Raw genomic sequence first — 15,041 nt, forward strand, 5'->3', positions numbered from 1 at the left:
TAGAATTGACTCATGAGACTATGGTCACTCGATCCCCGGTACCTCGACTCCAAAGGAATCGTAGCCCTTTGGCGCGAAGCGCTTCTGGCTCAGAAAGTATTAGCGGGGCAGACGAAAGGATACAGAAATCATCCCCAGCTCATCCGTTTCCGCGGGACTGCCGATCCCCCCGGCTCCATCGCCGAATATCTTAGCGTGGTATGCGACGAAGCGGACCGCCGGGGCTACCGCTTCGACAGAACGAAAATCCTTCCCGACCGGCTGGGTGTCAAAATCAATGTCACGGAAGGGCAGGTGGCCTATGAAATGGAACACCTGAAAAAAAAGCTGAAGGCACGGGACCCTTCAGCTCTGGAAAAAATACTCTCTTTAGAGATTCCTCCTGTTCATCCTCTGTTCACTGTCGTGCCCGGCGATGTGGAGGACTGGGAAATCACATAGGATTTTCCCCGATGAATTTTTCCGCGTCCAGTGCGGCCATACAGCCCGTACCCGCTGATGTAATAGCCTGACGGTATACTTTGTCCTGAACATCTCCGGCCGCGAAAACGCCGGGGATACTGGTTTTCGTCGTCCCTTTTTCGGTGACGATGTAACCGTCTTCATCGGTATCGATTACACCCCCGAGGAAATCCGTATTGGGTTTGTGTCCGATGGCATAAAAGAGCCCTTTCGCCTCCTGTTTGAATTCCTCGCCGGTTTTTACGTTTTTCAGAATAACATGATCGAGTGTATTCTCTCCGCCCACATCGACGAGGACCGTGCTCCAGAGCACTTCGATCTTTTCATTGGCCAGAACTCTGTCCTGCATGGCCTGAGAGGCTCTCAGCTCATCTCTTCTATGGACGATGTAAACTTTGGAACCGAATTTGGAGAGGTGCATGGCTTCTTCCATGGCCGTATCTCCCCCTCCGATTACCACCAGCGGCTGATTCCGGAAAATAGGGAGGGCGCCGTCGCAGACCGCGCAGGCGGAAATCCCTTTCTGCCAGAAGTCCTCTTCGTGGGGAACGTGCATTCTCTTTGCCGTGGCCCCGGTAGCGATGATAACCGCCTGGGCTTCCTCTTCGCGGGAAGATGTCTTTACTTTAAAAGGTCTGCTGGAAAAATCAACAGATTCGACAGTTTCCATCAGGAACTCGACTCCCTGACCTTCGGCCTGTTTTTTCATATCGGCCATAAGCTGGGGGCCGGTTATGACATCGGGGAATCCGGGAAAGTTTTCGATTTCATTGGTGGTCGTCAGCTGTCCGCCGGGGGCGACGCCGCCTGCCATCCATCCTTCGAAAAGCAGAGTGCTCAATCCGGCTCTCGCTGAATATATGGATGCTGTGTGGCCGGCCGGTCCCGATCCGATGATAATTATGTCTTTCATACAATGAGTTCTCCTATTACAGACACTAAAATAATGAATTTTTATCGAATAAGCAACTATATATTAAAAAATATATATAGCAATTCAATATACTACAGCTTGGAGAGCTTTTTCAACAGATGAGCCTTGTTCTCAGCCACATATTGCTTCAGTTCTTCAAAATCCTCGACGGTCTCCGTCGCGCTTCCCGAAAGAATCAGGACCCTGTTAACCCATTTGTACCACAGATAGTGTTTCATCAGCACGGGTCGGTAGCCCATGGCATTGAGGCGGGCATCGATGGTTTCATCGAGATCGAGGTGATTGGCGGTTCCCGTCGTATACAGGACATCGCCATCGACCATAATATAGATGACGCAGCGGCTGAATCCCCGGGAGAGACAGTCGTCATTTCGGAAGCCCTCCAGTTTGAGGTCCAGCGAACCGAGTTTCAGATTATACCCCTGCAGACGGAGCGCTTTTCTCAGTTCAGCCAGTTCTTTCCGGACCTCGCTGATAACCTGCATATCGCCGCGGTTGGTTTCGAGAAGCCGCCGCCATTCTCTCAGAGACGTTTCGTAGTGGGGAAACAGTTTGGGATGATTGGACAGCCAGATTGTCGTATCGGAAAGAAGGATCCAGGCCGACGAGAAATGCTCATTTATATCATTGATAATTTTTTCTAAACGCTGTCTCATAGAACCACCTGATTTATACTATATTTATAGTACAGGGGAGTTTTTTTTGAAAGTTCTATTATTATCGGATGTCCACGGAAACAGCGAAGCACTTGAAGCGGTACTGGTTGAGCCGGAAGCACGGGAGTGCCGGGAAATCTGGTTTCTTGGTGATCTGGCCGGTTACGGGCCGGAACCGGAGATCTGTTACAGCATGCTAAAAAAAAGAAAAGCCCTTATTGTTCCTGGAAACCACGACCTTTATTTCGGCGGAAGAATGAGTAGCGATTTCTTTTCCGCTGAAGCGGCAAGGGCTCTTATTTTAACCAATCCCCGGGTCGGGAAGGAGTTCCGGGAAGTCATGAAGCACAGCCCCTTAAAAAAACGCCGTAAGGGTTATACCCTTGTCCACGGCAGTCTTATCAATCCCTCGTCGGATTATATCCTGAACGCCGATGATGCTCTGCAAAACTTCCGTCTTCTCAAAGGTCATGGCCTTTTATACGGACATACTCACCGCCAGGGCTGTTTTCTGTATGACAGAGGGGAGATACTCTGGCTGAGACCCTCATCGGGAGAGGTCCTTTCCTTCAGGGGAAAAAAAATCCTTATCAATCCCGGCAGCGCCGGCCAGCCGAGAGATGGCGATCCCCGTGCCCCCTGGGCTGTCCTCGATACAAGAGCGAAACAGATCACTTTTTACCGTTCCGAATACGATGTAGCTGCTTATCAGAGGAAAATGCAGGAGATCGGCGCATCAGATTTTCTTCTTTCCCGCGTGGAAAAGGGCTTATAATCTTCAATCACCTTATCCTGGAGTTGACGGTTTTTATTTCTTTTTGTATATTTCGAGTAGAAATATATCTAATAGAGGTATTTAGTGCTTGATAAAATCATTCTGGGAATACTGACTCTGAAAGATGAGCAGACCGCATACGATCTGAAAAAGGCCATGGACAGGAGCATCAATCATTTTTATACAACCAGTTTCGGAAGTATTCATCCGGCTCTGGTCAAAATGGAAAAGAAAGGGCTGGTTTCCATCCGTGAGGAAATTAAACAGGGGCGGTCCCGCAAGGTCTATTCCATCGAAGAGGAAGGCAGGAAAGTGTTTTCACTCTGGCTCGATAAGGAAATGGAACCGGTAAAGATCAGGGAAAGCTCTCTGGTGCATATTTTCTTTTTCGGATTGCTGGAACGGGAGAGCCGGAAGAGGATAATCGAGTCATACCTTGAGGAAATAGAACAGACAAAAAAAGTCCTGGAAGCTTTGAAAAAAGACTATGAAGGAAAAGATATTCCCGACAGGTTCCGGGAAGTTGCTGAATATCAGATGCGCACTCTCGATTTCGGTATTGACCACAGCTCCTTTATGGAAGAGTGGTTCAGCCGTTTCCTCGAAGGAGAAAAAGGAGAATAATATGATACTGAGAATAGGATTAATCATTCTTGTTGTGTTTATAGCCGCAGCCGTCGTGCTGATCATACCGCTGCTGAGACAGCCGGATTTCGCCGAGCCGACAGGATCAATGAAAATCGGAACTCATCTGTTTACGGTCGGCGGCGGAGACGGGGAGAGCAGAATCATCCCCGTAAGAGTCTTTTATCCCGCTGCAGATGACGCTGATGGAGAATATCTGCCGGCTATGGACAGCCGTATAGCCAAAGCCTTTGCGGAACTCTACGGTTTTCCCTCATTCGGGACAGATGAAGCGCCTTCCCATTCCCTGATTGATGTTCCGGCGGCCGAAGGTTCTTTCCCTGTGGTCCTCTTTTCTCACGGCGGGTTTTCCTACAGTACGCAGAACCTCTCCACATTAGAGGAACTGGTTTCCCATGGATATATCGTTCTGGCCGTTTCTCATATAGAAGAGGCTGTGTTATCGATTATGCCTGACGGTTCAGCAGTACCTCTTGGTGACCCCTCCATTATTAAAAAATCCATGAAAACTCCTAAAGATGAGATCCGGGCTTACGCCGGCAGGCTGGAACGGCTGAAGGGGAATGAGTCAGCAGAAGTTAAGCGGAAACTCTACAGAGAACTGGGAGATACGTTCTACAGAGATCTGGAGGGTTATCTGGATACAAGGATAGGTGATTTTAATCTTCTGATCGGCAGTCTGGAACAGCTGAGAACCGAAAATGCTTTTCCAGGGGCACAGCAGATGGATCTGGAAAAGATCGGTATGTTCGGCCATTCGCTCGGCGGAATCACAACCGCCTATATATGCAGTGAAGAAAACAGTCCGATTCTCGGAGGGATAGACCTGGACGCGCCGGTCATCACATTCGATGACAGAAATCCCGTACCTGCCGGTCCTTTTGCCTATTTTTCCAGTACGGAGACCTCGCTTCCGGGCGCCGGAAAAATCGATATGACCGGTACCAACAGATATTATGTGTCCGAATCGGAACAACCGGTTTTTACAAAAACGTTTATTGGCGCGGCCCATTACAATTTCTCCGACTTCAATTTTATGCCGCCCATTGTCAAATTCACACCCATGCTGGGAAGCGTTGACCCTATATCCATGTCAAAAGAGATGAACAGGGCTGTACTGGATTTTTTTGATTACCTGCTAAAAGACGGCGGAATACAGTCCTCTTTTTCCGGTGAGTAAATGATTTGATTTCTCCTATTCGTGAGCTTATATTGGTATTGCGGAGAAGGAGAAAACAATGAACTGGAAAAAGATTATGTTTATAGTAGGAACTGTCGCGCTGATTATCGGCGCCGTAGATCCTCTCGAAGGATCGGTGGTTATTCTGGCGGGCTCCATTCTTGTTTTTATCAGTGCCCGGTTGACCGGTGATCCCTTCAGGAAGCAGTTTCTCATTGCCATGATCATGATATTCGCAGGTGTATTTCTCATGTTCCTTTTCTCATGGCTGGGAGGATTCGGAGGAGACGATTCCATTCTTCCCTGGTGGATGATATTCCTGATCATTCCCTATCCGGCCGGATGGATCATGACTCTGGTCGTTCTAATCATCAGGGCGGTCAAAAAAAGAAAAGGGACTCTTTAAAGTCCCTCTTCCAGAAGCGACGGATTCTCCACCAGCTGGCGGAACCGTTTAACCACGCGGGAATAATAATACCCTTCGGATATCCGCTCGTCTATGGAAAAGCAGACATTCATCACATCCTGAACGGAGAGATTGCCCATCCTGTCGGCAACCTGTTCCTTTCTGATGCGGCTGGTTGTGATAAACAGCGAACAGTTACCCCACTCGAAGAGATGATGGGCCGGAGCGTCATTTATACCGATGCTTCCCAGATTGGCTATAAACACAGAGACATGAAGAGCGTCGATGTCAGTCATAGAAAGAGGCAGCCAGCCTCTTCTGTCCATCCACTTGACGGCTCCCGTCACAATATTAACTATTCCTGTGGGGAGTTTAAACAGAAGGTCCATCGCCTTGTCCTGTTCATCCTCCTCGGCTGTTTTGCTGTATTCTACGGCTTTCTTTATCCTTTCGGAGATCATATCCAGTGAATCTCCGGGAGAAAATTTGACAATGACATTCCTCTCGGGATCTTCAACGGAAAATCTGGTCTTAATGACAAAAGCGCAGCTCATTTCATTCCGCTGATAGTAATGTCCGCCCATGATAAAGCGGTTCATATGGGGGAATTCATTAATCGTCTTCATGACGGCGGCAATGAGAATCTCGAAATAGTTGTAGCGCTTCTGTCCATTCCCGTCACGGTTTTCGCTGATATATTTCAGCGTGCCGGTCATTATCAGAGATTCCCTGAGAGTAATCATCGACTCATTGCGGCCTCTCATCAGATAGGGGATCATCCTGTTGAAGATAGGGATCTCTTTGTCGATGAGTTGTCCGTCTTTACGTCTGTAAAACATGAGAAAGATCCTTATTAATTATTTCTTGTTTTTGTAATCAGAACAATCAGAGCCGATGTCAGAACCGCTATTACTGCCAGCAGGGCGATCACCACGATGGAGCGGCGATTATTCTTCGCAAACATTTCCATCAGCTCATCATCGCTGTAAATAGCTTTCAGATCGGGCGGATTGTCCTTGTCAATCATGGCCTGGGCCCAGTCGGCCGGGTAGCCGTAGAAATTCAGTACGGAGGAGGCCATTCCGCGGGCCACAGTGTCAAAAACGCCGTTATGCTCGGTCCGCATCTCCCCGTCCTTGTGTTTTATGAGTAGGAAATGAAACAGTTCGAGCCAGCGGTTCATCATGATATTTCCCATCTCTTCCGATCGGGCGGTCAGAAAGTCTGCAATATCACTGTTCTCTTCCCCAACCATTCGCTCAGCCTCTTCCTCCATCATTTTCTGACGGTCTTTGAAGAGATCTTCCAGTTCCCTCTGCACTTTCCTTATGTCGATGATCATCGCCTTATAGCGGAGAGCCGAGAAATTGGAAACCATATTGAAAAGCCAGTAGGCTGAATTGTCTGAGACCTCAGTCGGGTGGTTGTTCTCCTCTCTCAGACAGGACGGTACGGATGACACACCGCTGTAAACCGGCAGGTATACTGTCATGTAGGTATCGTCGACACCGAACCAGTTGATCCCTCCGATTGAATCGGGAATATTTCTCCGCGACTGGGATATAAAGGAATAACCCGTATACTGCACCGATACAGGGCGGTCATGGCTGTAGTAGTATTCTCTGGCTGTTCCATTATCGGGGCGCAGCCGGTAGGGATAGCTGAATGCTCCCGCCCAGATCCCTTTGGCCATGTTCATATCGGTATCTTCGAAATGATCCCTCATCAGATCCATCAGATCGGAAGAGGTGAGGGGAGCGTCCGCTTTGAACCAGAGGGGAAGGCGGTTCGATATAACGCCGTTTGCCGTTCCCCTTGCCGGAAAATGCCTTTTCACATCGCCGGAAATATAATCCTTCCAGTCTCCGGCGTCGACATTCACTTTACGGAATATATTCCAGAGCCGTCCTTCGGACTGGCGGATATCTGTTTTATTCATAACCGTGTATACGTCGGCAAAGCTGAAATCTTTATCATCACCGTCCCAGAGTCCGTTTTTTCTGGCGAAAGTAATGACATCTTCCGAATAGAGGCAGTTTTCACTATCGTCGAGAGGAAAAGTCGTAATGCGGCTCGAATCGGCATGACCGCTCACATATCCATCGGGAATTCTCATCGCGACCCAGACAGATCCCGTCCCCCTCGGACCTTTGCTTATCATCTCCATGATCCAGGCTTCCTCTTTGTCGGCAATGGAAAAGCTTTTGCCCGGTCCGTAAAATCCGTATTCTTCCGTAAGGGAACCAATGAGCTTAATGGCTTCCCTGGCCGTGGCGGCCTTCTTCAGAGTTAAGGTGGTCAGCAGGCCTGTATCCATTTTTCCATCGTAGAAAAAAGCGGCATCGCCGAGCATGGGGGTAAAGGAAGAGTCCCCGATAACCAGCTGCTTTTCATTCATATGACCGGTAATTCTGTAATTTATTCCCGAGAGATCCACTTCCGCCGTGACCTGTTTCTCCTCCCAGTTGCTCCGTAGAGTTTCTACTGTCCCGGGGGCGTTCTGCTCTCCCGGTGAAAAGGCCATATAACCGCCGTTGAGATTGCTGTCCCGGCTGTAGGAGACCATGACCGATCCGTCTGCCGATGCTCCGGCGGTGACAATAATGCTGGTATTGGCTGTTAGTAGCGGGGAGACAGTAAATAGAAATAAAAAGGCTGTGAAATTAATGATTCTCTGCATATGCTCAAATATCCTTTGACAACTTTTAGTATTATGTACTACTTTGCTTAAATATGAAACTGATAAAGTTTGTATGGGCTGTTCTTCTTACATTAGCCGTTCTGACTGTCCTCGTCATTCTCCCGACCGTTCTCGTGCCGACGGAAGAGGGGCTCAGACTGGATTTCATGTCAGTCCGCCGTCAGTTTATTGTATTGGGGAATTCCCTTGTTTCGGGAGATTTTTTCATTTACAGAAGCGGCAGATATATGCGCAATCTTCTTGAATCCCTGCCCGCCTATACCTATACGACTTTCTACTATGCCCTTTTCGGTTCCATCGTCAGCCTTTTTCTGGGGTTGTTTATGGGGATGTTCCTCCTGCGGTCGAATAAAGCCCGGCTGATCGAAACTGCGGGATTCATCAGTCTCGTTCCCGACTTTATGATAGCCACGATTCTCCAGCTTCTCGTTATAAAACTGACCGGTCTGACAGGACTGAACCTCGTCAGGATCGCTTCGACGGGAAGCGACAGAAAAGCAATCCTTCTCCCTATCATCACAATGGCCGTGACGGCAGGGTTTTATCTTACCAGAAGCATATACAGCCATTCCTATAAAGAACTGGGGGAAGATTTTGTTCTCTTTGCCAAAGCAAAGGGGATCGACAGAAGGAATATCTACATCCGCCACATCTTTCCCTCCGTGGTTAAAAATCTTCGGAGCGATCTGAAAAAATATCTTACGCTGATCATTTCCAATCTTTTCATTATCGAAAGGATCTTTAATATTCCCGGTATATCCAGGCTCTTCTTCACTTTCGCCTACTCTGTGGGCTGGCAGTATACGGGCGCTGCGGGGAAAGGGCGGTTTACGGCTCTCATCTCTACTCAGATTAACGTCGCACTGATCTCTCTCATAGCACTGATCGCCGTATATTTTACGGTTTACTGGATACTCTACGGAATCCTGAGAATCCTTCTTAAGGCGGCTTCCGGTGAATAAACTCAACAAAACCCTGATTCTGGGAATGACGACACTTATTTTCCTCATTCTGGCGGCCATCGCCGGTCCTTCCATAGCCCCCTATCCCGATGACTGGGATGATAAGATCCACACTTCCGAGCAGGAGACTTCCGCATCGCCTTTTCCTCCCTCGGAAGGGCATCTGATGGGAACTGACTTCTACGGATACGATATGTTTTCCATGATTCTCAGAGGGGCAAGATATACGCTCTTTTTCTGTCTCGCCGTTTCGCTCGTCCGGGTGGTTCTCGGAACCGTAGCGGCGCTTTTCCTCGGCTGGCGCTCCCGGGAAATAAAAAGCAGTCCGGTCCTGGGTGGGCTGGCAGCGGTGCCGATTGTTATTTTTCTCTATCTGCTGTTTGCAGGGGTAAGCTATAACTCTCCGGTTCCCCCCTGGATTCTCGCCATATTCCAGGGGATCGTCATCATGCTTTTCGGTCTTCCGGGGGTTATCGGCGTTCTGGAGGAAAAAGTTGCCGACCAGAGAGAGAAGTCCTATGTGGAAGCGGCTGTTTCGTCGGGAGCGGGTCCGGTCCGCATCCTTTTCAAACATATTCTCCCCTTTCTGATTGAACCGATTCTCATCATCTTTTCCCATGAAACCATTTCGGTTCTGACCATTATCGGACAGCTGGGAATTCTTAATATGTTTATCGGCGGTGCGAGAATACAGTTCGACCCCGTCATCTTTCTCTCTATGTCCCACGAATGGGCCGGCTTGATCGGCAACTACAAGGGGTATATCTCAAGCACTTCAAACTGGCTGATCCTTTTTCCCCTGGGGGCCTATTTTCTTGTTCTCGTGGCTTTATATCTCTTTTCAAGAGGATTGGAGAAGTATTTTCACAGGAAGTACGGGAATGCGCCGCATGTTTAGGATTATGTGAAAAGAGCCTCTGAAACACTCAAGGGATAGCCGATAGGGCTTTCAAGGCCAATGCCGCCTTCTCATCATCACTCAGATTTTTCGTCGCTGATGAAATGGTATCGATTGTCTCAGCTCCATGTTTATCGAGGCGCTGCTGCAGCTGTCCCCTGTACTTGTCGAGAAACCACCGGTTCGCTGTAACCAGCAAGGATACTTTTTTTTCCGACAGATCCGGTTCCGTATCGAGCCAGTCTCTTATGGGCTCCTTAAATGTAAAGGCCATTACGGCTCCATAGAGAAATAGGCTGCTGTACGGGGAGAGGTCGAGGCCTTCCAGTTCCGCGGCGGACTTCTCTTCATAGGCTATGGATCGGGATGCCAGACCGGAGCGAAGCATTTCCAGCCAGGGATCGATATTTTCGTTGCTCTCCTCATATATAAAGAGAACAGGAGCTTCCGCTGCAGCCATGGACAGTGCCATAACCGCTAATAGGAATAGAAGAATGACTTTTTTCATATTTCCACTATAGCACATGAACAATAGGGGAAATATTAAGATCTAATAAAATCTTTTTCCCAGTGAACCATGTTCCGGGGCTTCTGTCCCGTCATATAATTGTGTATTCTCATCCCTTTTTCTGTGAATCCGAGTTTTTCCGCAACCCGGCGGGCCGCTTCATTATCCGGGGTGTGATCCAGGGTTATTCCCTTGAAATTGAAATGACTGCGTCCCATCTCAATAAGCAGTTCCGAAGCCCGTGTCATGATTCCGCGATTCCAGTAATCGCGGTTCAGAACGAACCCGATTCCACCGGTATTGTTTTCCTGATCGACGGAATGGAAATCACAGGTACCGATCATCTTTCCGTTTTCCTTCCACACAATAGCGTAAGCCGGAGGAAGCCCCTTTTCCGGACGTTTCAGAAAGAACTCCTCAATACCGGACTCAACTTCCTCCAGGGACCGGTAGGGTCCCCAGGGAAGATTTTTTACCACTTCTTCATCGCTTCCGTATTCGAACATATCCGGTGCATCGGAAAGGCGGACTGATCTCATAATGAATCTGTCGTCAGTCAGCACCGGGATATTGCGAAGCGTCTCAGGAGGAATCATCTTAAGGCCTTTTTAAAGGTAACTTTCCAGTCGTTACCCGTACCAATGGAGAACTTTTCAACAAAGCTTCCCAGATTGGTGGCGATGGCGAAGTTCCCGATTTCATTGTTATAGATCAGCTCGCTGTCTTTTTCCACATCGGAGAAGGTGCGGCAGTAGGGGAGAACGGTATTATACCGGCTCTCGCCTTTGCAGGTTATTTCCGTTTCCACTTTGTCGCCGAACTGAATGCCCATCCTTTCGAAGAAATCAATGGGGATATTGGTCCAGACCATTCCGAAGTGGGGATCTTCTATATCGAGGACTCCGGTCAGAACATCTCCCTTCAGTTCCGGGTCGATGATTTCATGCATGACAATCTCTTCAACCGGGAATTCGGGCCCGACTCCTTCAAAATCGATCACTCCCGAGGCCAGGCGGGCTCCCGTGTAGGCATAGACATCTCTTCCGTGAAAGACATGGGATTTTTCGCTTCCCTTTACGCGGTTGACGCTTTCATCTATTTCCCTTACGGCGACAATGCCGACATGCTTTTTCAAATGTGTCAGAGACCCGTTGTCCGGGGTGACTATATAGTGCCCGTCGGCTGTTTTCGCCACGACGCTCTTTCTTCCCGAACCGACGCCGGGATCGATAACCGAAACAAATACGGTTTCTTCCGGCCAGGCGTGGCAGGTCTGGTAGAGAGAATAAGAGGCTTCCCATGTGTTGAATTGGGGAATCATATGGGTGAGATCGAACATGCGCAGCGAAGGGTCGACTTTTGCCGAAATGCCGTGCATCTGCGAAACGGTTCCCTCGAGAATCCCGAAATCACTCTGAAATACTATCAGTTTATCTTTCATTTTATTTTCCTTAAAGTTATTTTCCATTCGGGGCCGGCCCCGATTTTATAGGTGGCGGAGAAGTCCCCCTGGTGGAGAGCCACTGCGGCCATAAGCATGGAGTTTACATAAATAAGCGGCTCGAGCATACCCACATTGCCGAAAGAACGAACATAGGGAACGATGCTCCGGTATCGTCTTTCCCCTTTATAGGTGACAAGAACTTCAAGCTCGTCGTTGAGTTTGAAACCGGCTTCATCGAGCATTTCTCCGTTGATATTGGTCCAGAGATGGCCGAAACGTATATCCAGGACTTCAACCGTTCCGTCTATCCGGCCTTCTGAAATAAGGGCCTGCTCGATATCCATCTCGATAATGTCATCAACGTTCAATTCCGGACCGACGCCTTCGTAGTCTATAACGCCGGAAGCCAGTCTGGCTCCCGTGTAGGCGTAGACATCCCGTCCGTGGAAAGTGTGGGAATTTTCCGAACCTTTGAGCCTGTTGACCGATTCGTCGATTTCTCTCAATGATTCGATTCCGAATTTCTGTTTCATATGTGTCAGGGTCCCGTTATCGGGAGTGACGATATAATGGCCGGTCGTGGTTTTTGCGACAACGGATTTTCTCGTCGTGCCTACACCCGGGTCGACGACTGAGACAAATACAGTGCCTTCCGGCCAGAACTGCACTGTCTGAAAAAGCCTGTATGAACCTTCCAGTATCTGAAAGGGAGTTATGCCATGAGTCAGATCGTGAATCTCCAGATCTTTGGAGACTCCTTTCGCAACACCGTACATGGCGCTGACGGCGCCGTCGTTCAGGCCGAAATCACTCTGCAAAACCAGTAAGTTATTCATTCAATACTCCTTATCCGATTTACTTATTTAAATGAATGGATTCCAGAAACGTCCGTGATTAATGAAGATCGTCACGGCGACGGATCCGGCGAATATCGTTACGGTAAAAATAATGACCATTATATCGTTGCGGCTGAGCTTTCTCGTATGATACCAGGTCCGCTTGTTGTGCTTGGCGAATCCCCTCAGATCCATGGCATCGGATATGTTGTTTATCCGGTCCAGGGAGGACATAATCAGGGGGAAAATCATCTTGAAATACTCTTTGATTCTTTTGCCGAATTTCTGTTTCTTCGACATCTCCAGACCTCTCGCCTGCTGCGCTTTGGATATGATCTGGTACTCCGAATAGATATCCGGCAGATAGCGCAATGTCAGGCTCACCGTATAGGCGACCTTGTAGTGGAGGCCGATGCGGTTCATACTGGCGGCGAACTCGCTGGGGTGGGTGGTCAGGAAAAACAGCAATCCGAAGGGTATCGTCGCGGCGTATTTGGAGATCTTTGTCAGCTGATAGAAAAGCTGTTCCTCTGTCATGGTGTACCTTTCGGTAATGGTGAACAGAACATGCTCTGTTCCGTAGAGCCGGACACCGTAGCGGGGATCGAAGATGAAGGTCATGATAAAGTTCAGCGTAACGAAGAAAGATATGTAATAGAGCACGACTTTCAGATCGCGGAGTTTTATACCCGATACCCGGAAGGTGAGGACAGCCAGAACCATTACGACACCTATGACTCTTACGTCGAAGGTGAGCATGACAGTAAATGTCATGGCCAGAAATCCGATGAGCTTACTCACACCGGAGAGATTGTGAACAAAAGAATCCGCCTCGTTGTAATTGAACAGCTTTTTCATTTATCCCTCCGCAAAGCCGTTTCATGGCTTATAAACCTGTCAACCAGGGATTTGGGGTTATCAATGCCTATATGCCGGGCGATATGATAGATCGATGTTTCCTTGAGCGATCCTTTTTCGACGATATCCACATTGGTGAGCACATCGCTCGAGTCCGTATCGGCTATCAGTTCCCCTTCGCTGAGCACGATGGAGCGTTTGGTGTACTCCATCATAAGGTGCATGTCGTGGGTTATGAGGATGATGGTTATTCCCAGTTTTCTGTTCAGTTCCTTCAGGAATTCCATTATCTCCGTGTAATGACGGTAGTCCTGTCCGGCCGTCGGTTCATCGAGAATGAGAATTTCCGGTTCCAGAACCAGGATGGAGGCGATGGTAACCCTTTTTTTCTGACCGTAGCTGAGGGCGCTGATCGGCCACTTCATAAAGCGCTCGAGGCCGCAGATTCTCATGGTTTTTTCAACCCGTTCCGCAATTTCCTCATCTCCGATTCCCCTGAGCCTGAGGCCGAGGGCTATTTCATCGAAAATCCGGTGTTCCGTAATCATATGGTTGGGATTCTGCATCACGTAGCCTACGACGGTGGCTCTTTCGGCGATACTCCGATTTCCGGCGTTTTCTCCATTGAAAAGAATTTCCCCGCTATGACCTTTTTCAAAGCCGCAGATCAGTTTGGACAATGTGGATTTTCCCGCACCGTTACGGCCTACAATGGCCAGCATTTCCCCTTTTTTTATACTGAAATTGATATCCTTCAGGATTTTCCGGCTCGTATAGGCGAAGGTGAGGTCCTTAACTCCCAGAGTTTCCTCTCCCTTCGCTTCGGGAAGATCAATTTCCTCGGCTCTGTACCAGCGTAGAATCTCTTCTTTATGGGAATCGATATCGATGCTGCTCATATAGGCGGGATTCATCTCCGGAGTGATTTTTATTCCGGCGTATTTGAGAAGAGTCACATAGAGCGGTTCCCGTATGCCGTACCGGAAAAAGAGATCGGAGGCAATCATGTCGTGTGGAGCCATATCGGCGACGATTTCTCCCTCATGCATCAGCACTATGCGATCCACATTTCTGTGAAGAACATCTTCGATCCTGTGCTCTATGATGATAACGGTTTTCCCCGATTTTCTGTGAATATCATCGATCAGCTCCATGGCTTTTTTTCCTGTTGCCGGATCGAGGTTCGCGAGCGGCTCGTCAAAGAGCAGGATATCTACATCGTCAACCAGAACACCTCCCAGCGAGGTCCGCTGCTTCTGGCCTCCCGAGACTTCCTGGGGTGAATTCTTCAGAACGCTGCCGAGACCTACCAGTTCTGCGACTTCCGCGGCCCTCCGCCTTAATTCCGGTGTAGGGACCAGATCATTTTCCAGGGCGAAGACAATATCCTCCACGACCGAAAGCCCGACGAACTGGCCGTCCGTATCCTGCAGCACGGTTCCGATGGATTTGGATAAATCGGAAATTTTAACAGCTGACGGATTTTTACCGGCTACCTGGAGCGACCCCTCTATCTTTCCTTTATAGGAATGGGGAATGAGTCCGTTAATACAGTTTCCCAGGGTGCTTTTTCCACTGCCGCTCGGTCCGATAATGAGGATCTTTTCGCCTTTATTAATGGTAAGATTGATATTTTTTAAAGTCGGTTTGGATTGGGCGAAATACTTGAAGGTAAAATCACTGAACCCGACTGCCGGTTCCTGTTTCATTGTCAACTCTGAATAAATCTGATTTTTAGGATGTATATAAAAAACAAGGGATGCGGCGCATCCCTTG

At 48.7% G+C, this 15,041-nt stretch carries 17 protein-coding genes; 7 read left to right on the forward strand and 10 right to left on the reverse strand.

The genetic code is table 11. From position 1 onward, the window contains the following. The first annotated feature begins 12 nt into the window (after nucleotides 1–12). The gene (locus HNR50_RS10765) at nucleotides 13–441 is read left to right on the forward strand and encodes a pyrimidine dimer DNA glycosylase/endonuclease V (RefSeq protein ID WP_184746770.1); all 429 of its coding nucleotides are present in this window, start codon (nucleotides 13–15) and stop codon (nucleotides 439–441) included. Here HNR50_RS10765 and trxB read toward each other — a convergent pair. Further along, a complete protein-coding gene (gene trxB / locus HNR50_RS10770) occupies nucleotides 434–1,375 on the reverse strand; it encodes a thioredoxin-disulfide reductase (protein ID WP_184746771.1) in 942 nt (313 codons plus the stop codon). The two genes, HNR50_RS10765 and trxB, sit on opposite strands and share 8 nt — an antisense overlap. A 92-nt stretch (nucleotides 1,376–1,467) precedes the next feature. Next, nucleotides 1,468–2,052, reverse strand: coding sequence for a hypothetical protein (locus HNR50_RS10775; protein ID WP_184746772.1), 585 nt, complete (start codon nucleotides 2,050–2,052; stop codon nucleotides 1,468–1,470). A gap of 46 nt (nucleotides 2,053–2,098) precedes the next feature. On the opposite strand from HNR50_RS10775, the gene HNR50_RS10780 reads away from it, so the two are divergent. The 4 genes from HNR50_RS10780 (at nucleotide 2,099) to HNR50_RS10795 (ending at nucleotide 5,058) form a co-directional block, all read left to right on the forward strand. Further along, nucleotides 2,099–2,827, forward strand: a complete 729-nt coding sequence (locus HNR50_RS10780) for a metallophosphoesterase family protein (protein ID WP_184746773.1) — start codon at nucleotides 2,099–2,101, stop codon at nucleotides 2,825–2,827. A gap of 84 nt (nucleotides 2,828–2,911) precedes the next feature. Continuing rightward, nucleotides 2,912–3,451: a helix-turn-helix transcriptional regulator gene (locus HNR50_RS10785; RefSeq protein ID WP_184746774.1), complete on the forward strand. Its 540-nt coding sequence runs from the start codon at nucleotides 2,912–2,914 to the stop codon at nucleotides 3,449–3,451. Nucleotide 3,452: 1 nt separating this feature from the next. Next, a complete protein-coding gene (locus tag HNR50_RS10790; RefSeq protein WP_184746775.1) occupies nucleotides 3,453–4,652 on the forward strand; it encodes an alpha/beta hydrolase family protein in 1,200 nt (399 codons plus the stop codon). A 58-nt stretch (nucleotides 4,653–4,710) separates the two neighbouring features. Next, nucleotides 4,711–5,058, forward strand: coding sequence for a hypothetical protein (locus HNR50_RS10795; protein WP_184746776.1), 348 nt, complete (start codon nucleotides 4,711–4,713; stop codon nucleotides 5,056–5,058). Here the strand turns inward: HNR50_RS10795 and HNR50_RS10800 are convergent. Then, nucleotides 5,055–5,897 carry a 2-oxo acid dehydrogenase subunit E2 gene (locus HNR50_RS10800; RefSeq protein WP_184746777.1) on the reverse strand — a complete coding sequence of 281 codons (843 nt, stop codon included), beginning with the start codon at nucleotides 5,895–5,897 and terminating at the stop codon, nucleotides 5,055–5,057. The two genes, HNR50_RS10795 and HNR50_RS10800, sit on opposite strands and share 4 nt — an antisense overlap. A gap of 14 nt (nucleotides 5,898–5,911) precedes the next feature. Beyond that, nucleotides 5,912–7,738, reverse strand: coding sequence for a C69 family dipeptidase (locus HNR50_RS10805; protein WP_184746778.1), 1,827 nt, complete (start codon nucleotides 7,736–7,738; stop codon nucleotides 5,912–5,914). A gap of 53 nt (nucleotides 7,739–7,791) precedes the next feature. Here HNR50_RS10805 and HNR50_RS10810 point away from each other — a divergent pair, with 53 nt between their 5' ends. Beyond that, a complete protein-coding gene (locus HNR50_RS10810) occupies nucleotides 7,792–8,721 on the forward strand; it encodes an ABC transporter permease subunit (protein ID WP_184746779.1) in 930 nt (309 codons plus the stop codon). Next, nucleotides 8,714–9,619: an ABC transporter permease subunit gene (locus tag HNR50_RS10815; protein ID WP_184746780.1), complete on the forward strand. Its 906-nt coding sequence runs from the start codon at nucleotides 8,714–8,716 to the stop codon at nucleotides 9,617–9,619. The genes HNR50_RS10810 and HNR50_RS10815 overlap by 8 nt, the downstream gene beginning before the upstream one ends. A 28-nt stretch (nucleotides 9,620–9,647) precedes the next feature. On the opposite strand, the gene HNR50_RS10820 is transcribed toward HNR50_RS10815, so the two are convergent. Genes HNR50_RS10820 through HNR50_RS10845 form a run of 6 tightly spaced genes read right to left on the reverse strand, consistent with a single transcriptional unit; the run spans nucleotide 9,648 to nucleotide 14,974 of the window. Continuing rightward, nucleotides 9,648–10,127, reverse strand: a complete 480-nt coding sequence (locus tag HNR50_RS10820) for a hypothetical protein (protein ID WP_184746781.1) — start codon at nucleotides 10,125–10,127, stop codon at nucleotides 9,648–9,650. A gap of 35 nt (nucleotides 10,128–10,162) precedes the next feature. Further along, nucleotides 10,163–10,723 (reverse strand): GNAT family N-acetyltransferase, encoded by a 561-nt coding sequence (locus HNR50_RS10825; protein WP_184746782.1) that lies wholly within the window; start codon nucleotides 10,721–10,723, stop codon nucleotides 10,163–10,165. Beyond that, nucleotides 10,720–11,568 carry an SAM hydrolase/SAM-dependent halogenase family protein gene (locus HNR50_RS10830; protein ID WP_184746783.1) on the reverse strand — a complete coding sequence of 283 codons (849 nt, stop codon included), beginning with the start codon at nucleotides 11,566–11,568 and terminating at the stop codon, nucleotides 10,720–10,722. Before HNR50_RS10830 ends, HNR50_RS10825 begins: the two co-directional genes overlap by 4 nt. Further along, nucleotides 11,565–12,407 carry an SAM hydrolase/SAM-dependent halogenase family protein gene (locus HNR50_RS10835; protein ID WP_184746784.1) on the reverse strand — a complete coding sequence of 281 codons (843 nt, stop codon included), beginning with the start codon at nucleotides 12,405–12,407 and terminating at the stop codon, nucleotides 11,565–11,567. The genes HNR50_RS10830 and HNR50_RS10835 overlap by 4 nt, the downstream gene beginning before the upstream one ends. A gap of 27 nt (nucleotides 12,408–12,434) precedes the next feature. Next, nucleotides 12,435–13,265: an energy-coupling factor transporter transmembrane component T family protein gene (locus tag HNR50_RS10840; protein ID WP_184746785.1), complete on the reverse strand. Its 831-nt coding sequence runs from the start codon at nucleotides 13,263–13,265 to the stop codon at nucleotides 12,435–12,437. Continuing rightward, nucleotides 13,262–14,974, reverse strand: a complete 1,713-nt coding sequence (locus tag HNR50_RS10845; RefSeq protein WP_184746786.1) for an ABC transporter ATP-binding protein — start codon at nucleotides 14,972–14,974, stop codon at nucleotides 13,262–13,264. The genes HNR50_RS10840 and HNR50_RS10845 overlap by 4 nt, the downstream gene beginning before the upstream one ends. Nucleotides 14,975–15,041 lie beyond the last annotated feature (67 nt).

The sequence above is a fragment of the Spirochaeta isovalerica genome (assembly GCF_014207565.1).
GTDB classification, from domain to species: Bacteria; Spirochaetota; Spirochaetia; order DSM-2461; family DSM-2461; genus Spirochaeta_F; species Spirochaeta_F isovalerica.